The sequence below is a fragment of the Mycobacterium sp. genome (genome assembly GCF_036488105.1).
Taxonomy (GTDB): Bacteria; Actinomycetota; Actinomycetes; order Mycobacteriales; family Mycobacteriaceae; genus Mycobacterium.
The window spans coordinates 1-21,596 of the sequence record NZ_DASXHW010000329.1; the positions used below are offsets into that span (position 1 = coordinate 1).

A 21,596-nucleotide genomic window follows, 5' to 3' on the forward strand; every position below is an offset into this window, starting at 1 on the left:
GTGATGTAGTTGCGGTGCTTGCACACCTCGCACGCCAAGGTGATCTTGGGCCGTACGTCGGTACTGGAGGCCACGTCGGTTCTCTTTTCGGGTTTTCGTTCGTTGTTGTCTTGTAGCGATGGCCGGACTCGAACCGGCGACCTAACGATTATGAGTCGTTCGCTCTAACCGACTGAGCTACACCGCCTCGGGACTGCTTTGTCTTCGTTCCGGGCCGCCTGCCTGCTCGGCGTCCACCGAGCCCCCTAACGGAATCGAACCGTTGACCTTTTCCTTACCATGGAAACGCTCTACCGACTGAGCTAAGGGGGCCGCACCCGAGCGACCATTTGGGTTACGCCTCGGGCCTAAAAGAGGGTACAGCCTGCTCCGCAAGGGCACCAAACGGTGAGGTTTACCCCGCGTCGCGGGCCCGCTTAGGCTGAGCGGGTGCCTGACACCGACCGGTTGTACTTCCGCCAACTGCTTTCCGGCCGCGACTTCGCCCAGGGCGACGGGATCGCGGCGCAGATGCGCAACTTCGCCTACCTGATCGGTGACCGGCAGACCGGTGACTGCGTGGTGGTCGATCCCGCGTACGCGGCCGGCGATCTGGTCGACCTGCTCGAGGCCGATGGCCTGCATCTTTCCGGCGTGCTGGTCACGCACCACCACCCCGACCATGTCGGTGGCTCGATGATGGGCTTCGAGCTGAAGGGGCTGGCTGAGCTGCTCGAGCGGGTCAGCGTTCCGGTTCACGTCAATTCCCAAGAAGCCCAGTTCGTTTCGCGGATAACCGGAATTCCGATGAGCGATCTCACCTCGCATGAGCACGGCGACAAGGTCAGCGTCGGCGCCATCGACATCGAACTGCTGCACACGCCCGGTCACACGCCGGGCAGCCAATGCTTTCTGCTCGACGGCCGGCTGGTAGCCGGCGACACGTTGTTTTTGGAAGGATGCGGGCGCACCGACTTTCCTGGCGGGGATTCCGATGAGATCTTTCGCAGCCTGCAAAAACTTGCTCAGTTATCTGGTGATCCGACAGTATTTCCCGGACACTGGTATTCGCTTGAACCGAGTGCCTCACTGTCAGAGGTCAAGCGCTCTAATTACGTTTACCGTGTCGCTAATCTCGAACAGTGGCGAACACTGATGGGTGGATAGTTGTGCTCCGACGGGTCCTCCAGCGAATTTTCGTGCCCTTAAATGCTGTGATATAAGCGGAGGATGGGGATGGGTTGGATTCACGATCGGTGGGACCAGATAGCGGATACGGGTTCCGCTACCTGGCTGGCGTGGGCCGTGTGGGCTTTGCTCGCGCTCGGTGTTATTGCCCTCGTGTACACCAACGTTCAATTTCGGCGCAATCGTCGATTGGCTTCTGAAGAAAACCGGCCGCACGTCGGGATGTTCATGGAGCCGCACGCCGCGGACTGGCATGTGATCGAACTGGTCGTCCGGAATTTCGGAAAGACCCCGGCCTACGACGTGTCATTCACCTTTCCGCACCCGCCGACCGTCGCCGAATACGAGAACGCCACGGACGGCTATGCCGATGTCGTCGAACTGCAACTCCCCCGCCAGTTGCCGACCCTGGCACCCGGCCAGGAATGGCGCACGGTGTGGGATTCGGCGCTCGACCGCACCGAACTGGGCGAGGGCATCGAATCGCGGTTCCCGGGCACGGTGACCTACTACGACCGCGTCGAGATTCCCCGCGGCTGGAAGCTCTGGCTCCCACGCCGGCGCGCCCTGGAGACCAAGGTGGTGCTCGACTGGGCGTCGTTGCCACCGGTCCAGCGCATCGAGTTGATGACCAACCACGACCTGGCCAAGCGGGAGAAGCAGAAGCTGGAACTGTTGCGCAGCCTGCTGACCTATTTCCACTACGCCACCAAGGAAACTCGCGCCGACGTGTTCCGCGCGGAGATCGAGCGCATCAACCGTGCGGTCGACGAAACCAAGGACCGCTGGCGCACGCGGCAGATCGAGGCGCCGCCAACTGACGTCAGCCTGCGCTGGGGTAACGCCGAGGAGGAACTCGGCAAGCATCGCGGCGAGCGGGTCTGATTCAATCGACTCCATGAGCGACGGTCCGGTCAGTTATCGCCTCGACGATTCCATCGCGTTCATCACGATGGACGACGGCAAAGTCAACGTTCTCGGCCCGACGATGCAACAGGCCCTCAACGAGGCGCTCGACCACGCCGACCGCGACGACGCCGGCGCCGTCGTGATCGCCGGAAACCAGCGGGTTTTCAGCGGCGGGTTCGACCTGAAGATCCTGACGTCCGGTGAGATCCAGCCCGCAATCGACATGCTCAAGGGCGGCTTCGAGCTTTCCCATCGGCTGCTGTCCTACCCCAAGCCGGTGGTGATGGCCTGCACCGGCCACGCCATTGCGATGGGCGCTTTCCTGCTGGCCAGCGGCGATCACCGAATTGCGGCCCCCGCGTACAACATTCAGGCCAACGAGGTAGCAATCGGCATGACGATCCCCTACTCAGCCCTGGAAGTGATGAAGCTGCGACTGACGCGGTCGGCCTACCAGCAGGCGGCCGTGCTGGCGAAGACGTTCTTCGGCGAGACCGCGGTGGCCGCCGGCTGGATCGACGAGATCGTGCTGCCCGACATGGTGCTCAGCCGCGCCGAGGAAGCCGCCCGCGACTTCGCGACGCTCAAGCAGCACGCGCACGTGGGCACGAAGCTGCGGACCCGGGCCGAGGCGCTCACCGCGATTCGCGCCGGAATCGACAATATGGCAGCCGAATTCGAGGTTTAGCCGCTTACGCGACTGGTCGCCGGAAGCGCTCGAGATAGTCATCCCAGTCCCAGGACTTCAAAAACGCTTCGGCCGCATCGTAGCCGCTCTGATAGAGCTCCTGCATCTGCTTGGTGCCGATGTTGAAGTCGAGAAAACCGACCTTCGAGGAGTCGACGCGGATTGCCCGCGAGTCGACCCACGGTTGATTCAGGTAGGTCTGGTCGCGACCGACGATCATCGTGGTGATCAGCGCTTCGATTAGCGGTGGGCCGCCGAAGAGCCAATTCACCGGCCTCAGAACCGGAATCACTTTGTCGTTGCCTTGCGGAAGGTTGGGCAACAGCGTGACCCCGAAGGTCGGCCACCGCGGCAGCTTGCCATCACGGCGGTCGAACGAGTCGATGGGGAAGTTCGACAGCATGCCGCCGTCGACCAGTGTGGACGTCAGGCCGCTCGCGCTGGTCAACTTGGTGGTTCGGAAGAAGAACGGAATCGACATCGACGCGCGGACCGCGTCGGCGACCAACTGCTCGTCGGGGTCCAGTCCGTACAGCCTGCGGTAGTCCCACGGCAACCGAACCAGCTGGCCGGTCGTCACGTCGGACGCGGTGACCACGAGCCGGTAGCGCTGCTCTGGCGGCAGGTTCGCGGCGTCGAGGGCCAGGTCGCCGAAGGTGCGGACGCCGAGGTTTGCCAGCTCGGAGCGAATCCACTCGTGAGCGTAATCGCCCTGGTAGATCCCGGTTTCGCTCAGCACGCCCCAGGCGGGGCCGAGCAGCGGAATGCCGGTAACACGCGTCGGGTCGAGGAATTTTTTATAGGGCAGCGTCATGGTGAGACGCTCGACCTGCCCGGGGGTCAGTTCGTCGGCGCCGGCGGCCAGGATCGCGCCGACGATCGAGCCGGCCGATGTGCCGGATACCCGTTGAATCGCATATCCCGCTTCCATCAGCGCGACAGTGGCGCCGGCCAAGCCGATGCCCTTGACGCCGCCACCCGAGAGGACGAGGTCCGCCTTGAGTTCGGTGGTCACTCTGCGAACTGTAGCCGTTAGGCCAGACGAAGCTCGTTCGGCTCCGCTGTGGATAGCGTCACGGTCGGGTGGGCCAGTGCAAGGACCGCCTCGTAGCGCTGCGTGACGTCGTCACGGTCGGACTGATCACCGACCGTGGCCAGGCTGGACCGCTGGATCGCCTCGGCCTGGCGGATCAACGGGGTCTGGAGTGCGCGGTCAGGAGTTTGTTCCATGATCTTCGCCAGCGCCTCGAGTTGCCGGATCATGATGGCGGGCATTCCAACTGCGGCCTGGCGGATGGTATCGAACGTGCGCTCCACCAGCCGCTCGAAATCGGGCTGGTAGGCGATGACGCGGATGTTGCCCTCAGCGTCGCGGCGGATCCGCTGTGGGCGCCATGAGGTGGAAATTCGGCACAAGCCATCGGCGATCCAGTCGACGCAGGTCATCCCGGTGAACGTGTCGTTGACTGCAGGCGATAGTGCGCGCAAACCGATCTCGACCAGTTGATCGAAGCCGAACGAAATGTCCTGTGGGAGTGTGCGATAGGCACCCGTGATGTGGCCCAGCGCAAGCCTCACGGCGACAGAGTCGGCAGCCTCGGGCGGCCACACTCGGGCGATCACCTGACCAGCGACCACGAAATGCCCAGGGCGGAAGGGTAACTGAATGACCGCATCGGCCTGGGTAGCGATCTTCAGCAGCGAATCATGGCGGACGACCTGGAGATAGCCGCTGCGCGGCGTGCGGATCGGGGCACCAGACTCGGCCAACCGGGCACACAATTCCTCGTGCGACGGGCCGCGCGCGGTGCCGACCCCGAACTCGGCACCCCGATCCAGCGCCGTGATCTCCTTGTCCAAGGTTGCCGCAATGCGGGCAATCACCACCGGAAGCTGGATCATCGAAGCGATGTGATTGAGGAAGAAGATCAGTACCGCCACGTCAGCCAACGTCAGCATGAACGTCACCGTGATCGACAAATGCGGAACGAAATCACCGTGCGGGCCGCCGCCCACCGAAACCAGAGCGACCATCGCGTAGCAAAACGACGCGACGAATGTTCCCAACGAAAGTTGAGTTCCCGGATCGCGCACGAAGTTGCGCAGCATCCGCGGCCCGAACTGCGTTGAAGCCAGCGTCAGCGCCACGATGGTGATCGAGAAGACGATGCCGACCACGGTGATGATCGCCGCCGCGACCGTGGCCAACACGACTCGGGCCGAATCGGCGCTGCCCTGAAGCACCCACGACGGGAACTGGATCAATCCGTCATAAGCCGAGCGATCGATCGTGTAGGTGATGCCGAACAGCCCGACTATCCCAATCGTCTGCAGCACCGGGACGAGCCACAGGTTGGTCCGAAGTTGCTCCCGTCGCCAATCAGCCTCGAAGTATGGACCGCGCATTTACCAAAAGCTAAGCGTGCGCGGCCTGCTGCGCGCGTTTATTGACGATATATTTACGGGCTCGCCGAAACCCAGTCGTAAGGAAGGAATTTTCCGTCGAACGTCACCACGACACGGTCGCCGGACGGGTGCGGCCTCTTCTGCAGGTCGACGCTGAAGTTGATCGCGCTCATGATGCCGTCGCCGAACTGCTCGTGGATGAGCTCTTTGAGCGCCGGGCCGTAGACCTGCAAGGCTTCGTAGAAGCGGTAGATGGTCGGATCGGTGGGCACCGCGGTGGGCAGCGCGGCGCGCGTGGGCACCGCGGCCAGCAGCGGGATCGCCGACGGGTCGAGGCCCAGCATCTCGACCAGCACCTTGCCGAGTTCGGCGGGAATGGGGTGCTGGCCGAGTAGCGCCGACGTGGTCCACACGACCGGTCGATCGATGGCGTCGGCCAACTCCTGCCAGGTCAGGCCCTTGGCCAGGCGGGCGACCACAATCTGCTCGGTGATCTCGTTGCGCGTCATGGTTACCAGCATGGACCTCGGCGTTGCCTGCCGGCATGGATATCTGAACCATTAGGTGCTAATTGGTTTTGACACCACATGTGATATCACCTCGCAACCAATGCTGCCCCGCTGACGCGAGCCAGATGGGATTCGTCAGGGCGACCATCGCTCCGAACGGACGTCGTTGCGCTTCGCGGATCTCCACGCGTGCGAAGCGTGCCGAAGCGGCGTCCAGTTCCCACTGCATCCGGGCGCGATCCGGTCCGATCGTCGCCCGTCGCACCCGGCCCTCGGCGGTAATCAACGCGATGTCGGTACCGGCTGCACCGCTGATCACCGCGGTCACCGTTACCCGGCCGTCGGAAGGTACTCGCAACGTTTGCCCTGGACCGGCCACGCCGTCACCGGTTGGACCAGACGCCGTCAACTCCAGCGCTACATCGCGTGATCGCGCGAGATACGAACGGCCGCGGCGCAATCCATCGATGATCGCGGGTGTCGAGAGTTCCTCTGCGTGCACGACAGTCTGGGGCAAGCCGACCTGCTGGTGTTTGCCGTGCGAATCGCTGCCGCCGACTGCGGTGACCCGTCGTCCCTGTCGCAATAGCCGCTGCCAGGTGCGAAGCGAGAGTTCATCGTCCAGATTCCAACGGCCGTTCCACACCTCGAGCGCGTCGACGTTGTCGAAGCCGAACTCCCAGGCTGCCCCCGGTAGCGGCACGGACGGATGTGCGGCGACCACCAGACCGCCCCCGTCGCGAACCTCGGCGGCGAAGCGCGGAAATACCCCGTCGGCTGGCCCGTACCGCCAATCGACCCAGGCGCGCGGCGCCAGGCCGACGGCAAGCCAGTGCCCGTGGCGGGTGGTCACCTCCTCGCCAGGGATCACCAGCAGACCGGGTGTGTGACACGTCGGCCATACTCGATTGGCCGAGTTGGTGTTGTGTTCGGTCGAGACAATGAAGTCCAGCCCGCTGGTGCGTGCGGCTGACGCGAGTTCCTCGGGATGGCGCTCGCCGTCGGAGTGAACGGTGTGCAGGTGCAGATCCCCGCGATACCAGCGCGGGCCGGTCGCCGAAGGGACGGAAATCGGCTGCACGGCTTCGTTTTCCGGCAGCCGGCTCGCGGATGGTCCACGCTCCAGGGTGACGCGTGCCTCCCACGCCATCCCCCACGGGCTCAGGACCACCGGTCCGAGCGCCACCACCCAGGGACCCGGCTCGATCGGGCCGGCCAAATAGCCTGGGGTGGCATACACACTGGAGATCTCGAAGTGGTCGCGCGCTCCGCCCGACCAGCCCCGGAATCCGGCGGCATTTCCCAGGTCGTGGCCGGCCGGGCCAAAGATACCTAAGTCCAATACATTTCGAGCGACGCCGGCGAACGAGAAGCTCTGATGAGAGGTGGAAACCCGAATGCGCTGAACACCTGTCGGCACGTCGAACGGCAGGTAAGCCCAGCGGTAGATACCAAAACCGAATCGTCCTGAAAACGCTAACTCGATCGCACCGGGGGCGACCGTCGCGATGCCCATGGCCCCATGATGGGCCATGAGGAGGTAACCATCAGTTACATCGACACGAACGCTCGCTGTCGTGCTGCTTGCAATCAGTGGCTCGGATTGCACTCAGCCGTTCGAGGCCTGAGGATCAGGCTGGTCGCGTCCCCCTGCCGACAATCGTTGCGGCCCAGGTGAATCCGAGCGATCCGCCGCACCGAACGCGGCGTTGCAGATCCCGGGCTGCGAGCCGAATGGTCAGCCGTGGGTGTGCGCGATCAGCACGTCGATCTTGGCGCGCCGGGCGACAGCGCCAGGTATGGAGAACACCCGGCCGATGATCGCGGCTCCGGTGTCCAGCCCGACATTGCCAACCACCAGCAGATCGGCGCCTACTTCCTCAGCAAGATCCACCAACGTATGAACGGGAGCGCCCTTGACCGGGCGATCCTCGATGTTGGTCGCCCCTGCCGCCTTTGCGCGATCGTGTGCATCGTGCAACATCGCGTAGACAGGCGCGGCTCCGGAGACCTTGTAGCCCTCCTTCCCGAGGACATCGGCGGCGCGTAAATCGTCTTTCGCCGGTAGGTAGCCCGTCGCGATGACCAGCTTTGCGTTGGACTCGGCCGCAATCCTGCCGGCCCGGTCGACCGCGAGCAGCGACGACTCGGAGCCGTCGGTGCCGACCAGCACCGTTGTATAGGTCGCCATGTGCCCTCCGCAGCGTCGTTGGCAATGTCCTCCAGAGACCGTAGCGCCGCTGGCCATCCTGGCCGGAAGTTTCGGCCAGATTTGCATCCGGTCGCGCTCGATCGGCCTTTTTCGCCGCGTACGGTGAGGCGGTGGCCGACATTGACCGCAGCCGCAGGATCGCGGCCGACCCCCAGGCCGTCTGGGATGTGCTCGCCGACTTCGGCTCGATCAGTTCGTGGGCGGACAACATCGACCACTCGTGCATCCTCAATCAGGGCAGCGAGCCGACCGGGACCACACGGCGAGTTCAGATCGGCCGCAACGCCCTGGTGGAGACGATCACCGAGTTCGACACCACGCGCGCGCTCGCCTACGACGTCGAAGGCCTGCCCAAACGGGTGCGCCGGTTCAACAACCGATGGAGCCTGCGTCCGGCAGCCGACGGCGGCACTGTCGTCACGCTGATCAGCACCGTCGAAATCGGTTCTGGCCCAATGCACAAGCTCGCCGAGCGAGCGGTGTGTCGCGTTCAAGTCCGACAGTCCGACGTCATGCTCGCCGGTCTTGCCGACCGATTGGAAAAGCCTCGTGACTAATCAGCCCGACGTCATCATCCTGATGACCGATGAGGAACGCGCGATACCGCCGTATGAGTCACCCGAGGTGCTCGCCTGGCGCGGCCGGACTCTGCCCGGCCGCAAGTGGTTCGACGAGCACGGCGTCAGCTTTACCCGGCACTACACCGGCTCGCTGGCCTGCGCGCCCAGTCGCCCAACGATTTTCACCGGCCATTACCCCGATCTGCATGGCGTCACCCAGACCGACGGCCTCGGCAAGATGCCCGACGATTCGCGCATGCGCTGGCTGCGCCCCGGCGAAGTGCCCACGATGGGCAACTGGTTCCGCGCCGCGGGCTACGACACCCATTACGACGGCAAGTGGCACATCTCGCACGCCGACATCCACGACGCCGACGGGAGCGTGCTGGCGACCAATGACGCCGGCGGCGTCGTCGACCACGACGCGGTGCAGCGCTACCTCGACGCCGATCCCCTTGGCCCGTTCGGCTTTTCGGGATGGGTCGGGCCGGAGCCGCACGGCGCGCTGCCGGGTAACGCGGGCATCCGCCGCGACCCGTTGGTCGCCGACCGCGTCGTCACCTGGCTGATCGACCGGTATACCCGCCGCCGCGCCGGCGACGCCGCCGCGCGACGTCCGTTCCTGTTGGTGGCCAGCTTCGTCAACCCGCACGACATCGTGTTGTTTCCGGGCTGGCTGCGCCGCAGCCCGATCAAGGCTTCGCCGCTGGATCCGCCGCACGTGCCCGCGGCGCCCACCGCCGAGGAGGATTTGGCCGGCAAGCCCGCCGCGCAGATCGCGTTCCGGGAGGCATACGCCTCCGGTTACGGTCCGGCGCCGGTGATCGAACGGGCCTACCGCGGCAACGCGCAGCGCTACCGCGACCTGTACTACCGGCTGCACGCCGAGGTCGACGGGCCGATCGACCGGGTGCGTAAGGCGGTGACCGAGGGCGGCTCGGACGATGCGGTGCTGGTGCGCACCTCCGATCACGGCGACCTGCTCGGCGCGCACGGCGGCCTGCACCAGAAGTGGTTCAACCTTTACGACGAGGCCACCCGGGTGCCATTCGTGATCGCGCGGATCGGTGGCGGCGCCACATCGTCGCGCGAGGTGACGGCACCGACGTCGCATGTCGATCTGCTGCCGACACTGCTGGCTGCGGCCGGTGTCGACGTCGATGCGGCGGCCGACAGCCTGGCCGAGTCGTTCTCCGAAGTGCATCCGCTGCCGGGGCATAACCTGATGCCGGTGGTGGACGGCGGTCCGGCCGACGACCAGCGTCCGGTCTACATCATGACCCGCGACAACATGCTCGAGGGCGACAGCGGCGCCTCGGCGGTGGCGCGTCGGCTACGCCGGACATCGAATCCGCGTGGGCCGCTGCGTATCCGGATTCCCGCGCACGTCGGCTCGAACTTCGAGGGTCTAGTGGTCCGCGTCGACGATCACCTGTTGAAGCTGGTGCGCACCTTCGACGATCCCGCGACCTGGACCGAGCCGGGGGTGCGTCACCTGGCGTCGAACGGGATTGGCGGCGAGGCGTATCGGATGAGCCCGCTGGACGACCAGTGGGAGCTCTACGACCTCACCACCGATCCGAACGAAGCCACGAATCTGTGGACCGATCCGGATCTGCACGAGTTGCGTCAGCAGCTGCGCACGCAACTCAAGCGTGCGCGGGCTGAGGCTATCCCGGAGCGAAATCGGCCCTGGCCGTACGCCTCTCGTCAGCCGCGTTAGCTCGCGGGCGGAGCCTTGGCCGTCGCCGCGGCCATCTGCTTGAGCATGGTGTCGTGGATGATGTCGATGCGTGACCGGGCTTCCGCGCACACGTTGGGGTCGCGAATGACGGTCAGCTGGTTGTCCTGCTTGGATTCGCCGCCGGTGGACCAGTTGGTCGAGCCGGTGATGACGTCGACGCCGTCGATGATGACCATCTTCAAGTGCATGATCGCCGACTTCTCGCTGTGACCGATCGCGATGCTGTTGCCGATCTTGTGGTTGAGCCATGGGGCCAATAGCGCGTGTTCGGCTTTGCCGGCGGCCTGAGTGGAGTCGAGACTCATTTGCACATACATCTTTTCGTCGTTCAGCGCCGCCTGAAGAACCGTATTCAATTCGGTGTCGTCGTAGCCGTACATCGCCACGACGATGCTCTTGGTGGCCGACGTCAACAGGGCTTTGAGCGCCTCGTGCACTTGGTCCACCGGGCTGTAGAACGTTCGGGTGGTGTCGGGATAGCCGGGTGTAAACGGCGTGGCTTTGTACTGGTCCAATGCGGTCAGCGATTCCAATGCCATGGCAATTGCTCCTTTACAACGCTGGGTTGGTCCAGTCCGTCGGATCGGCGCTCCGCTGTAGTTGCTCGGCGGTCAGATTCGGTAGGTAGCCCGGATTGTCGCGACGGCGAACCAGGACGCTGGGATGCACCAGCGCGTCGGGGCCCAACGGGCGCTTTCGACAGCCGACCAGGTACCAGAGCTTCCCGTTGTGGTGGATCGGTGCGTCGGCGAAATCCTCGGCCACCGTGCAGTCCTGCTCATACGCTTGCGCATTGATGGCCAATTCGCCGATCACGCCATCGGTGACCCACTTCAACGCGATCGTGGCGAGCCGGTGGTCGGGGAACGTGCCGCCGACGTCGGCGTGGACGCCGGCGAACCAACGCTCCTGCAGTCCGAGCGGATGTCGCTCGACGAGGTATTCCCGGTAGGGACGGCGTCGTTCGTCGATCGAGACCGCGTGCCGGATACGCGCGACATTGCATAGCGCTCTCGTGTAGGGCCACCGCAGGTTGCCAAACCGCAGGAAGCCGGCTGCCTTCACGGTGTCCCACAGGCCCAGGTAGGCCACCGGCACCGCGTAGTGCCACACCTGATTGGGGCTGTTCGCACGAATGGTGGCAAAAAGCGGCTCGTTCTCGGTGCGCCAGCAGAACGCGCGGGCGAACTCGGCCCAGTGGTCGAACTCGCTCTGGGTGAAATCCCGGTTGAGAGCATACTTTTCGACCGCGTAGGGCAGCAGATTCTCCGATCCGGGTCGCATCAACCCCGGCCGCAGCAACATGCCGGCCAACGCCCGCGCGGTGTAGGCGCCGCGGCTGAAACCGAAGATGTAGATCGCGTCGCCGGGCCGCCAGTGCTGCATCACATACCGGTAGGCCTGTGCCACATTGTCTTTGAGGCCCACGCCGAACGCCTGCTCGTACAACAGGGTCAGCTTGCCGATCAGCGAAGATTGCTCGGGCGCCAGGGTTCCCACACCGGGGTCGTAGTAGGCGATCTGGGCCGGATCGTTCTTGTCCAACATCTCGAAGAGCTTGGCGACGTTGGTGAGGTTCCCGGCGCCGATCTGGTTCGCGGTGCCGTCAAAGCAGAGGACAATCCGCTTGGCCTGCGGCACCCCGGTCATTCGCAGGACTTTACGTGGCAGCGCGCGCGCCGTCGGGTCTTTCGCAACGGACCATGATTGCCACCGGCCGCAGAGGTGCCTAGGCTCGCCCTACATGACACTTCCACCGCCGTCGGCTGGTTCGGTCGCCGTGATCACCGGCGCATCCTCTGGCATCGGCGAACAATTCGCCCGTCAACTCGTGGCCCGCGGCTACCGCGTCGTCGTCACCGCCCGCCGGGAAGACCGGCTCCAAGCATTGTGTGCGGAATTGGGCGGCGACGAACACGCCGTCGCGATTGGCACCGACCTTGCCGTCCCGGAGGACCGGGACCGGCTGGCCGCCCGCATCGACGAGCTCGGCGCTCAGGTCGACATCCTGGTCAACAATGCGGGCCTGGGCATCTACACCAAGTTCGGCGCCGAAGGCCGCGACAAGGAACTGCAGATGCTGCGGGTCGATGTCGAGGCGGTGGCCGACCTGACGTTGCGCTACCTGCCGGGCATGGTCGAGCGCGGCCGCGGCGCGATCATCAACCTGTCGTCGGTGTCGGGATTTCAGCCGGCCCCGTACAACGCCAACTACGCCGCGTCCAAGGCGTATGTGCTGTGGCTGTCGGAGGCGGTCAACGCCGAAGTCGCCGACAGCGGTGTGACGGTCACCGCGGTCTGCCCGGGCCCGGTGCCGACGGAGTTCCAGGCCACCAATGACGCCCAAGACCTGGTGGACAAGCTGCCGGGATTCACCCATGTTTCGGCCGAGCGGGTTGTCGCCGACGCGCTGAAGGCCGCCGAGCACGGTCGCGGGTCGGTGGTGCCGGGCGGACCACAGGTCCGGTTGGCGCTGGGGTCCACCCGGTTTGTGCCGACCCCGTTGGTGTTGCCGGTCCTCAAGCGAATGTTGAAGCGGTAGTGGGTCACACCAGCCACCTGCGCACCAGGAAGGCGGCATACACATCGTTTTAGAAGCGAAGGCGTATGCGATATCGCCCGGCGAGGCTGCTGAAGCGCGGCGCCCAGAACGCTAGAAGGTGTTCACCAGCTTGTGCTGCTCGGCCATCTGGCGCGACATTGTGTAGTGGTGGTAGTGCATCGCGCACTTGATCACGCAGATGAACAACAGGCTAGGGTCGGGCCGTCGACGAGCCATGGTGGCCATCCGACGGCGATAGATCCGGCGCAATTCCGGGTCGGGAATGTTCTTCATCAGCCGAAGGAACAGCCCGGCCGCCAGCACCGCATCGACGGATTGCGACTTCAGCTTCCGCCACGGGTGTTTGCGCCAATAGGCATTGCGAGTGCGAGCCCAATCGAATTTTCTTGTGAGGAAGAGGTTTTCGAGCCGTTCGAAGTAGAAGTCGGGATCGTATAGTTCCTGCATCAGGTCGACGTAGCCGTCGCGCAACTCTTCGCGCGTCATGCCGAGCGGAATGACGTTGGTACCGAATGGTTGTTCGTCGTCGAGATCGAGACGGCCTTCGTTCTTCAAGCGGGCGTGCAGCGGCGTCTTCGGGATCGCCGAGAGCATGCCGACCATGGCGTGCATGATGTCGGTCTGGCGGAGGAACTCGTGCTGGGCCTTGAAGATCCGGGTGTCGTCGTGGTCGAAGCCGACGATCATGCCGCACCAGACTTCGATGCCGGCGTCTTGCACTTTGCGGACGCGGTCCACGATCGACCCCGTTTTTTTGACGTTTTGGTACTTCTTCGTCTCGCGCAGCGATTCTTCGTTGGGGCTTTCGATGCCTATGAAGACGGTGACGATGTTGGCCGCATCCATCAGCTGGATCAGCTCTTCGTCTTCGGCGAGGTTGAGCGACGCCTCGGTGAAGAACGTGAAGGGATATCCTTCGGCGGTCTGCCACGCGATGAGATCGCGCAGCAGCTCCTTGACCGCCATCTTGTTGCCGATCAGGTTGTCGTCGACGATGAACGCCATTTTCACGTGCTGCTTCCGCATCGCTTCCAACTCGGCGATCACCTGCGCACTCGTCTTGAGCCTGGGCCGACGACCGAACGTGACGATGATGTCGCAGAACTCGCATTGGAACGGGCAGCCGCGGCTGAATTGGACACTGCCGAACAAATAGTCCTTGGCCTTCAGCAGGTCGTAGCGCGGGACCGGCACCTGCGTCATGTCGGTCGCCTCGGCCTGCTGATAGCGGTACTGATGTCGGCCGTCGGCCCATTCTTCGAGGAACTGCGGCCAGGTCGTTTCCGCTTCGCCGATGAAGATCGCATCAGCCAGGCCGTCGAAATAGTCTTCCTGCACGCTCACCCACGGGCCCCCGACGATCGTGAAGACACCGCGGGTTTTCAGCTCGCGCAGAATCTCGAGCATGCGAGCGCGCTGGACGGTCATGCCGGTGAGCCCCACGATGTCGGCTCGCGCCAAACGGTCGTAGTCGATCGGCTCGACGTTCTCGTCGGCGATGGTCACGGAATGGCCGGCGGGCGTCAACGCCGCAAGCAGCGGCAGGCAGGCGGTCGGTAGGTTGCACTTCTTGCCGAGCAGCGGAAGCGCGTGTTCCAGGCCCCAGTACGACACCTGGAACCGCGGATTGATCAGGACGATATCGGCCATTGCCCGCTCGCTGTGGAACACATGTTCAACACATTTTCACACGTAACGCCGCTGCGCGTAAGTGTCGGGCTACTTCAATTTGGCGGTCATTTCCGCATCGTCTGCGGCCGAAGCTATAACCCACTGCGGTGTCTCGCCGACCATTTGCCGGAAGTCATTGCCGACGAACAAGCCACAAAAGGTCAACCGTGAACGCCGCCGCGGCGGCTTTTTCGCCCGATACTTGGGTGATGCTCGGTCACCTCGGAATCAACGTCCCTGATCTCACGACGGCGAAGCGTTACTACGACGGGCTGATGCCCCTGGTCGGTTTCGAACCGTTCTTTGCCGCCGACGATGAGTTCTCCTTTAAGCCAGCGGACAACAAACCCGGCACGTTCCTGTTTTTCTACCCCACCGCGGTCGCGGGCCCGTACTCGGCGGAACGGACCGGCCTCCAGCACCTGGCCTTCATGGTCCCGCGCCGATCGTTGGTCGATGGAGTTCATGACCATGTGGTCAGCCAAGGCGGCACCGTTATCAATGCGCCCCAACGCTTTCCGCAGTACCCGGGTCATTACTACGCCACCTTTTGGTCTGATCCGTTCGGCATCAAACTCGAGGCCGTCTGCCATCACGACCGCGACTAGCGCGGCTTCGAAGACCCATGGAGCGGTGCGGTTTGGGCCGGGTGGTTAACTGCGACCATGCACAGAGAACCAAAGCTTGCACGACGCTTGTTCGATCGCTTCGAGCCCGTGCACGGCCTGACCTACTTCGCGCCGGAGGTCCGCGAGGCGTTCGACGCGTTGGGTTACAAGGGCTATTGGATGGGTTATTTCGCCGCGCGCTCAGCGCCGCTGGGCCAGGTGGCGCCCGAGGTGGTGACGGCGATCTTCTACAACTTCGCCCCCTCGCGGGTCGCCAAGGCGTTGCCGGCGGCGTGGCAGATCGCCGGTCCCGACGAGGCGTTGCGGGTCCGGCTGGACACCGCGGTCGCGGTGTTGCGTCGCTACGGTCTTGAGGAGGACGAAAACGTCTCCACCGCAGCGGAATTGCTGGGCAGCGTCGCGAGAAACGCGTCGCTCTGCGGACATCCGCTGTTCGCCGCGAACAGCGCGTTGCCGTGGCCGGACGATCCGCTGGGCGAGCTGTGGCATGCCGCGACGCTGCTGCGCGAGCACCGCGGCGACACACATACTGCGGTCCTGAGCGCGTCCGGCGTCTCGGGCCGAGAAAGCAACGTGCTGCATTCCGCGTCGGGGGCTATCCCGCGCGATTACATTGCCCGCACCCGCGATTACGACGACGCGGAGTGGCAGCAATGCGAGCAACAGCTGGCGGCGCGCGGTCTGCTCGATGACGACGGATCGCTGACCACGGCCGGTCGTGAGCTGAAGGACCACGTCGAATCCAGCACCGACGCGCTGTCGCTGTCGGTGCTCGACGTGCTGAGTGACGACGAGGTGGAGACGCTGTTTCAGTCGCTGACGCCGATCACCCGGACCGTGGTGGCCGGCGGCGATGTCCCCGCGATGACGCCGATGGCGCTGCGTCGCAACGAATTAGACGACAGCAGTGCGCATTTGGACTCTTAGGCCGAGCGCCCGAGGTAGGCCATGGCGTTCATCGGGCCAGCGGCGTGTAGAAGACGATCGCTCCCTGCGGCTGAGAGGCTTTCAGCCTAGGCCCAGCTCGTCAGTAGTTCTGCGAGTTTCCGTGGTTGATCGATCTGGACATAGGTGCGGGCATTCTCGATCAGCTCGAGCCGCGCGTTCGGCAGGGTGTCTGCGAGTCGTTGTGCGTCGCGCACGCGCATAAGATGGTCGCGGGTGCCCCACGCGATCAGGGCGGGGCGGTCGTAAGTCGCCAGCCGTTCGGCAGCGGCAAGGGTGTGCTTTGACGAGATTCCACGCAACACTGCTTTCAGGTCAGCTCGGATGCGTGGGTCGCGCAGTGCGGCAAACCAGCCCGCGAGCAATTCGTCGGGCAGCGGTCGCATGGTCACGGGAACTGCGGCCAGGCCGGCGCGCCGCAGGAATCGCCGCCGCAATACTTGATCGAGACCCGCGATCAGGCCCGGGACGTGCCCGCCGAGTGTATAGATAGCCGGGAACGGGAACGGTGGAAAGTTTTCGAACGTATCGCAGTTAGTCAGCACCAGCCGATCGACGAGCTCGGGATGATCAGCGCAAAGGATCTGGCATAGCGCACCACCGGTGTCGTTGCCGATGATCGTGACGTCCTGCAACTCCAGGCGCACGATCAGCTCGGCGATCATGTTGGCAAGCCCGGGCGGAGACAGGTCTGCGCCGCTCATCGGCGTCCTATGTGCGCCCAGTGGTAGGTCCGGCAGAATGCAGCGACGTCCGGCGAGCAGCGGAACCAGGTCGTCCCAGACGCTACTGTTGACGAAAAGCCCATGGATCAGAACAAAGCACGGCCCACTACCGTGTTCCCGGTAGTGCAGAACACCTTGGGAGAGAGTGATTTCCGGAATAACTCAACCCTCGCGAACCGTGTCTGTTTCTGAGCGCGCACTGCCATGATAGCGAATCGACAGCGTGTGAGCGCTGCCGTTGCCTGGCTTTCGGCGGGGCTCGCATATCTGACCCTGGAAGCTGTTGCGGCAGCGGCTTTTCGGCCGCACTACAGCTATGCCCACAACTTCATCAGTGATCTGGGGGTGCCGGGTGACCACTCGCCGCTCGCTTGGCTGATGAATCTCGGATTTTGTCTTCAGGGATCGCTGTTTCTTGTGGCCGCGGTCCTCACCGCACCGCGTGAGGCTCGGCTGTTTCTGTCGCTTGTGACCGCGAATGCCGTCGGCAACGTGCTGATCGCGATCTTTCACAGCGGGCCGTCCCCAACCGCGTGGGTGCATGCGATCGGCGCGGTGTTGGCGATCGTGGGCGGGAACGCGGCCATACTCGCGGGATCGCGAATCGCCGGCGGTTGGCATCGCCGGGTATCGGTCGCACTCGGGGCGTTCGGCCTGCTCAGCTTCGTGCTGTTCGTCGTCGAGCTGACGGCATCGAGCGCTCTGCCGCTTGGGGCATTGGAGCGATGCAGCGTCTATTCGATCACCGCGTGGCAACTGCTTACGGCGGCCTGGCTACTTACCCGGCGGCCCACTCTTTAGTCTTGTCGAGCGCTCACCATCCACTATGCGCAATTCGGGCTCGCCCGGCCACCGATGGTCAAGACTGGACTGATGACAGATGCCGACGCGGACCGTGTCGCGGTGTACCTCGACTTCGACAACATCGTGATCTCCCGCTACGACCAGGTCAACGGCCGCAGCTCGTTCCAGAAGGACAAGGCCAAGGGCCTCGACAAGCACGCCGATCGGCTGGAACGAGCCACCGTGGACGTCGGCGCCATCATCGACTTCGCGTCGTCGTTCGGCACGCTGGTGCTCACCCGCGCGTACGCCGACTGGTCGGCCGAGGTCAACACCGGTTACCGCGAGCAATTGGTCGGCCGCGCAGTCGATTTGGTGCAACTGTTTCCCGCGGCGGCCTACGGCAAGAACGGCGCCGACATCCGGCTGGCCGTCGACGCGGTCGAGGACATGTTCCGGCTGCCCGACCTTACGCATGTGGTGATCGTGGCCGGCGACTCGGACTACATCGCGCTGGCGCAGCGCTGCAAGCGGCTCGGCCGCTACGTGGTGGGCGTCGGCGTTGCCGGATCGTCGAGCAAGGCGCTGGCGGCGGCGTGCGACGACTTCGTCATCTACGACGCGCTGCCCGGGGTTCCGGTGGCCGAGCCGGCACCCAAAACGCGCCGGGCCAAGCCCGACGACGACGAGCCGCCACCCGGCCCCGATCCTCAGCCGGCGGCCACCGCTCTGCTGATCCGCGCGCTGCGGATCGGCACGGAGAAGGACGACGTCGACTGGCTGCACAACTCGGCGGTCAAGGCGCAGATGAAGCGGATGGACCCGTCGTTCAGCGAAAAGTCCTTGGGCTTCAAGTCTTTCAGCGACTTTCTGCGGTCACGCTCGGACGTGGTCGAGCTCGACGAGAGTTCGACGACGCGGATGGTGCGGCTGCGCTGATCACCGTCAGGTTTAGCTCTAAAACCCCTGGGTAGCCGCCAAAATAGGCAAGTCAGGAAGGACTAGAGAAATGGATATAAAACATCTTGCCGGCGCAGTGGCGATCGCAACCGGACTCGGACTGTCAACTTTGCCGTCGGGCGCTGGCGTTGTCCATGCCGCCCCGTCGGACCCGCCTCCGCCATGTGTGGACTGCCCACCCGGAGCGGGTGACGGGCCGTCGCAAAATCCGTCGGAGATCAGCCCCGGTATCAAAAGCCCGGACAGACCGGTTGTCGAGCCACCGGTGGGTGGCGGCCCCAAGAGTGGTGGTCGGGCAGTCCAGCAGTAACGGTCAGCTAACCCTCCGTCCGCTGCGCGGAGACGAACAGATACGGCGGGATGTTGTCCTGGGTCTCCGGCGGGGGTTTGCGGCCGTAGCCAGTCATCAGCTCGTCCGACGGCGTCACGGTCACCTGCCAGCCGTGACGACGCCACCAATCGCCGACGTCTTCGCGATCTTCGAAGTACCACAGCAGGTCGGTTTGTGGAACAACACGGTGCGGGTCCGCTTTGGCCATCAACGCCCGGACCTTCTCCATGCGCTCACGCCGGAACTCCGCCATCGCTGGGTCGGCGAAATTGGGTGACAGCGCCTCGATGCCGGCCCGGCTGCCGGTCGCAGCCAGCCCGTCGATGCGGTCGAACAACAGCTCCTGGGCCGCCGCCGGCAGGTACATCAGCAGCCCCTCGGCGGACCAGGCACTCGGCTTCGACGGGTCAAAACCGGCCTCCAGCAATGCCTTCGGCCAGTCCTGGCGCAGGTCCACCGCGACGCCGACCCTGTTGCAGCTCGGCTCGAAGCCGTGCTCGTGCAACGTCGAGACTTTGAAGTCCAACACCCGGGGCTGGTCGAGCTCGTAGACTCTCACCCCGTCGGGCCACGGCAACCGCCAGCATCGCGCGTCCAGGCCGGCCGCCAGGATCACCGCCTGCTGGATGCCCGCGTTGGCAGCGTCGAGGAAGAACGTGTCGAAGAACTTGGTCCGCGATGCGAAATAGCTGACCATCGACTTCATCCGCACCGGCAGTGCGGGTTCGGCCGCGACGACCTCGGCGGGCAGCTCCGGAGCGCCGAACCAGTCCCACTCACCCGCCCCGGCGGTGTCGAGGAAAACCCGCGCGAACGGGTCGCTGATCAGCGGATGGTCGCTCTCGGATTCGGCCGCGCGCGCCGCCGCCACGCCGAGTGCCGTCGCGCCCACGCTTTCGGTGATTTCCCAGCTGTCGTCATCGGTTCTCACGGTTCCTGACCCTACGTGAGTCACCGAGTTCACCGTCCCGTGGGAACGAGTACCGCGACGTCTTTGTGTAAGTGCGCTAGGCCGCTGTCGAGAGTCGCCAATTGCCCTCTGCGGCTTCGCGCGAGCTGAGCAAGGTAGGCATCGGTTACTTGTCGATGACCGATTACACCGCCGACTTCGACGTCGGCGAAAGAGACGCTGTCGGGCCAAAACTCGTGACGCTTCACCTTCTTGATCGCGCTGATGGCATCCCGCGCAGCGGCCGCGGATTGCCCTGCGCGCACCAAGAATCGAGCAAGACTCCCCTGCGTGATCGGGCACGTCGCGAATTCCGCGTCGAACGCCGATAGCCATTCCGCGGTGGCGTCGTGATGCACATGCTCGGCGACGACGAGTGCGATGAGCACGTTTGCGTCGAGCAGTGCCGTCACTCCTCATCCTCCAATGAGCGGACATCCTCGGAAGTTATAACCCTCCCAACGCTCACCAGAGGCAATCCCGTCCTCGGGTCAGTGGTGACCGTTGCGGCCCGGCCGGTGCCCAGGCTGCGTCGAATCAGATCGGTGACGGTTTCGCTCAACGTCCGGTGGGTATCTCGGGCAATTGCCAAGGCCTGTTTGTGCAGGTCGTCGGGCAGATCAATGGTGGTGCGCATGCCCTAGCTTAGCATCACTGCATCATGATGATGTGATGCGTATCGTAGCCACCGCCCGTAGGGAAGAATCACGGCCACCATGACCTCTGTCCCCACCTCCCGGCGGCCGCACATCATCCGGCTCGCCGTGTTCGCCGCGTTCTTGGTGGTGCTGTACTATCTGCTGGCCGTCAAGCACGTGGTGAACATTGAAGACGTCCGGCGCTGGGTCAAGGCGACGGGACCGCTGGCACCGCTTACGTACGTTGTGCTGTCGGCGGTGCTCGGCGCGGTCTTCGTGCCGGGCCCGATCCTGGCCGCCAGTAGCGGGCTGTTGTTCGGGCCGCTGTTGGGTGTGTTCGTGACGCTGGGTGCGACGGTGGGCACGGCGGTGGTCGCGAGTCTGCTTGGCCGTCGAGCGGGACGTGACAGCGCGCGGGCGCTGCTGGGCGCTTCACGTGCTGACCGTCTTGACGCGCTGATTCAACGACGGGGGCTGTGGGCGGTGGTCGGTCAGCGTTTTATTCCCGGCATATCGGATGCGTTGGCGTCCTACGCTTTCGGGGCATTCGGAGTTCCGTTGTGGCAGATGGCTGTTGGCGCGTTCATCGGGTCGGTGCCGCGAGCGTTCGTCTACACCGCGCTGGGCGCTTCGATCGGTAACCGGTCGCCGGTGTTGGCGTACGCGGCGATCGGCGTGTGGTGCGTGACGGCGGTGGTGGGCGCGTTCGCTGCGCGGCAGGGCTTTCGGAAGTGGCGGGGGCACGATTCGGCCAGTCCCCGCTGCTGACCACTAGGCGATTTGCCCGCCTCTGAGCGATTTTTAGAGGCGCAGGGCCTGGGCTGCCGCCGTAGCCACGTCACCGCGTAGACCTGAGATCGGTGGACTGCCGCGCAGATGGATTGAGTTCGCCAGCAGAATGACGTAGGTATCTGAACCGGGGTCCAGCCAAACCGAGGTGCCGGTAAAGCCGGTGGCGCCAAAGCTACCGATGGGGAAGATCAAGCCTCGCGGCTTGGAATAGTCCGTATCGATATCCCAGCCAAAGCCGAACAGCTGCTGTCCCTCGATCGCCGGATAGTTGGGAGCCAGCAGCGGATCTGTTGTGTTTGGTGTCTTCGCAATGGCTTCTCGGACAGCATCGTTCGCTGCTTCGGCTTGTTGAGCTGTGTGGCCGGGCTGCTGAGGAGTCGTCATCAACGCCAGAGTCGCTTGCCGCACCGGAAAC

Annotated in this window: 23 protein-coding genes, 2 tRNA genes and 2 pseudogenes; 11 read left to right on the forward strand and 16 right to left on the reverse strand. The window is 64.3% G+C overall.

All coding sequences use genetic code 11. The annotated features are described in order from the left end of the window. From VGH54_RS17380 to VGH54_RS17390, 3 genes and pseudogenes are all read right to left on the reverse strand, one after another. Positions 1-74, reverse strand: a pseudogene (locus VGH54_RS17380) (50S ribosomal protein L33); the annotation flags it as partial. 39 nt (positions 75-113) lie between these two features. Next, positions 114-187 (reverse strand) — tRNA-Met (locus VGH54_RS17385). A gap of 52 nt (positions 188-239) precedes the next feature. Further along, positions 240-312: transfer RNA gene (locus tag VGH54_RS17390), tRNA-Thr, on the reverse strand. Positions 313-429: 117 nt separating this feature from the next. On the opposite strand from VGH54_RS17390, the gene VGH54_RS17395 reads away from it, so the two are divergent. The 3 genes from VGH54_RS17395 to VGH54_RS17405 all read left to right on the forward strand — a co-directional run bounded on the left by VGH54_RS17395 (position 430) and on the right by VGH54_RS17405 (position 2,764). Continuing rightward, positions 430-1,146 carry an MBL fold metallo-hydrolase gene (locus VGH54_RS17395; RefSeq protein WP_331513320.1) on the forward strand — a complete coding sequence of 239 codons (717 nt, stop codon included), beginning with the start codon at positions 430-432 and terminating at the stop codon, positions 1,144-1,146. A 69-nt stretch (positions 1,147-1,215) separates the two neighbouring features. Next, on the forward strand, positions 1,216-2,052 hold the full coding sequence (locus VGH54_RS17400) for a hypothetical protein (protein ID WP_331513321.1): 837 nt from the start codon (positions 1,216-1,218) through the stop codon (positions 2,050-2,052). A gap of 13 nt (positions 2,053-2,065) precedes the next feature. Next, on the forward strand, positions 2,066-2,764 hold the full coding sequence (locus VGH54_RS17405; protein ID WP_331513322.1) for a crotonase/enoyl-CoA hydratase family protein: 699 nt from the start codon (positions 2,066-2,068) through the stop codon (positions 2,762-2,764). A gap of 4 nt (positions 2,765-2,768) precedes the next feature. Here VGH54_RS17405 and VGH54_RS17410 read toward each other — a convergent pair whose 3' ends face one another. From VGH54_RS17410 to VGH54_RS17430, 5 genes are all read right to left on the reverse strand, one after another. Next, a complete protein-coding gene (locus VGH54_RS17410; protein WP_331513323.1) occupies positions 2,769-3,779 on the reverse strand; it encodes a patatin-like phospholipase family protein in 1,011 nt (336 codons plus the stop codon). 17 nt (positions 3,780-3,796) lie between these two features. Then, the gene (locus VGH54_RS17415; protein ID WP_331513324.1) at positions 3,797-5,170 is read right to left on the reverse strand and encodes a DUF2254 domain-containing protein; all 1,374 of its coding nucleotides are present in this window, start codon (positions 5,168-5,170) and stop codon (positions 3,797-3,799) included. A gap of 53 nt (positions 5,171-5,223) precedes the next feature. Next, positions 5,224-5,691, reverse strand: a complete 468-nt coding sequence (gene cynS, locus VGH54_RS17420) for a cyanase (protein WP_331513325.1) — start codon at positions 5,689-5,691, stop codon at positions 5,224-5,226. A gap of 46 nt (positions 5,692-5,737) precedes the next feature. Then, the gene (locus VGH54_RS17425; RefSeq protein WP_331513326.1) at positions 5,738-7,195 is read right to left on the reverse strand and encodes a CehA/McbA family metallohydrolase; all 1,458 of its coding nucleotides are present in this window, start codon (positions 7,193-7,195) and stop codon (positions 5,738-5,740) included. Between the two features lie 222 nt (positions 7,196-7,417). Next, positions 7,418-7,870 (reverse strand): universal stress protein, encoded by a 453-nt coding sequence (locus tag VGH54_RS17430; RefSeq protein ID WP_331513327.1) that lies wholly within the window; start codon positions 7,868-7,870, stop codon positions 7,418-7,420. Between the two features lie 131 nt (positions 7,871-8,001). Between VGH54_RS17430 and VGH54_RS17435 the strand changes: the two genes are divergently transcribed. Together VGH54_RS17435 and VGH54_RS17440 are read left to right on the forward strand one after the other, a co-directional pair. Further along, entirely contained in the window at positions 8,002-8,448 is a 447-nt protein-coding gene (locus tag VGH54_RS17435) for an SRPBCC family protein (RefSeq protein ID WP_331513328.1), read from the forward strand. Beyond that, positions 8,441-10,174: a sulfatase-like hydrolase/transferase gene (locus VGH54_RS17440; RefSeq protein WP_331513329.1), complete on the forward strand. Its 1,734-nt coding sequence runs from the start codon at positions 8,441-8,443 to the stop codon at positions 10,172-10,174. Before VGH54_RS17435 ends, VGH54_RS17440 begins: the two co-directional genes overlap by 8 nt. Here VGH54_RS17440 and VGH54_RS17445 read toward each other — a convergent pair. Next, complete coding sequence (locus VGH54_RS17445; RefSeq protein ID WP_331513330.1) at positions 10,171-10,734, reverse strand: phospholipase D-like domain-containing protein; 564 nt, start codon at positions 10,732-10,734, stop codon at positions 10,171-10,173. The two genes, VGH54_RS17440 and VGH54_RS17445, sit on opposite strands and share 4 nt — an antisense overlap. Before the next feature lie 13 nt (positions 10,735-10,747). After that, positions 10,748-11,845 carry a DUF2235 domain-containing protein gene (locus VGH54_RS17450; protein ID WP_331513331.1) on the reverse strand — a complete coding sequence of 366 codons (1,098 nt, stop codon included), beginning with the start codon at positions 11,843-11,845 and terminating at the stop codon, positions 10,748-10,750. 94 nt (positions 11,846-11,939) lie between these two features. On the opposite strand from VGH54_RS17450, the gene VGH54_RS17455 reads away from it, so the two are divergent. Further along, complete coding sequence (locus VGH54_RS17455; RefSeq protein WP_331513332.1) at positions 11,940-12,737, forward strand: SDR family oxidoreductase; 798 nt, start codon at positions 11,940-11,942, stop codon at positions 12,735-12,737. 111 nt (positions 12,738-12,848) lie between these two features. Here VGH54_RS17455 and VGH54_RS17460 read toward each other — a convergent pair whose 3' ends face one another. Further along, positions 12,849-14,408 (reverse strand): DUF4070 domain-containing protein, encoded by a 1,560-nt coding sequence (locus tag VGH54_RS17460; protein ID WP_331513333.1) that lies wholly within the window; start codon positions 14,406-14,408, stop codon positions 12,849-12,851. Positions 14,409-14,638: 230 nt separating this feature from the next. On the opposite strand from VGH54_RS17460, the gene VGH54_RS17465 reads away from it, so the two are divergent. After that, entirely contained in the window at positions 14,639-15,037 is a 399-nt protein-coding gene (locus VGH54_RS17465; protein WP_331513341.1) for a VOC family protein, read from the forward strand. Positions 15,038-15,094: 57 nt separating this feature from the next. Continuing rightward, positions 15,095-15,985 carry an SCO6745 family protein gene (locus VGH54_RS17470; protein WP_331513334.1) on the forward strand — a complete coding sequence of 297 codons (891 nt, stop codon included), beginning with the start codon at positions 15,095-15,097 and terminating at the stop codon, positions 15,983-15,985. A gap of 86 nt (positions 15,986-16,071) precedes the next feature. Here the strand turns inward: VGH54_RS17470 and VGH54_RS17475 are convergent, their stop codons facing one another. Continuing rightward, the gene (locus VGH54_RS17475) at positions 16,072-16,887 is read right to left on the reverse strand and encodes an alpha/beta hydrolase (RefSeq protein ID WP_331513342.1); all 816 of its coding nucleotides are present in this window, start codon (positions 16,885-16,887) and stop codon (positions 16,072-16,074) included. A gap of 66 nt (positions 16,888-16,953) precedes the next feature. Here VGH54_RS17475 and VGH54_RS17480 point away from each other — a divergent pair, with 66 nt between their 5' ends. Then, entirely contained in the window at positions 16,954-17,529 is a 576-nt protein-coding gene (locus VGH54_RS17480; protein ID WP_331513335.1) for a DUF998 domain-containing protein, read from the forward strand. A 72-nt stretch (positions 17,530-17,601) separates the two neighbouring features. Beyond that, complete coding sequence (locus tag VGH54_RS17485) at positions 17,602-18,450, forward strand: NYN domain-containing protein (RefSeq protein ID WP_331513336.1); 849 nt, start codon at positions 17,602-17,604, stop codon at positions 18,448-18,450. A 338-nt stretch (positions 18,451-18,788) separates the two neighbouring features. Here the strand turns inward: VGH54_RS17485 and VGH54_RS17490 are convergent, their stop codons facing one another. The 3 genes from VGH54_RS17490 to VGH54_RS17500 are packed head-to-tail and all read right to left on the reverse strand — an operon-like array spanning position 18,789 to position 20,388. Continuing rightward, the gene (locus VGH54_RS17490; protein WP_331513337.1) at positions 18,789-19,733 is read right to left on the reverse strand and encodes a class I SAM-dependent methyltransferase; all 945 of its coding nucleotides are present in this window, start codon (positions 19,731-19,733) and stop codon (positions 18,789-18,791) included. Between the two features lie 29 nt (positions 19,734-19,762). Beyond that, on the reverse strand, positions 19,763-20,164 hold the full coding sequence (locus tag VGH54_RS17495) for a TA system VapC family ribonuclease toxin (RefSeq protein ID WP_331513338.1): 402 nt from the start codon (positions 20,162-20,164) through the stop codon (positions 19,763-19,765). After that, entirely contained in the window at positions 20,161-20,388 is a 228-nt protein-coding gene (locus tag VGH54_RS17500; protein WP_331513339.1) for an antitoxin, read from the reverse strand. The genes VGH54_RS17495 and VGH54_RS17500 overlap by 4 nt, the downstream gene beginning before the upstream one ends. A gap of 79 nt (positions 20,389-20,467) precedes the next feature. Between VGH54_RS17500 and VGH54_RS17505 the strand changes: the two genes are divergently transcribed. Next, on the forward strand, positions 20,468-21,157 hold the full coding sequence (locus tag VGH54_RS17505) for a TVP38/TMEM64 family protein (protein ID WP_331513340.1): 690 nt from the start codon (positions 20,468-20,470) through the stop codon (positions 21,155-21,157). Between the two features lie 33 nt (positions 21,158-21,190). Here VGH54_RS17505 and VGH54_RS17510 read toward each other — a convergent pair. After that, positions 21,191-21,596: pseudogene (locus VGH54_RS17510) on the reverse strand (serine hydrolase); the annotation flags it as partial.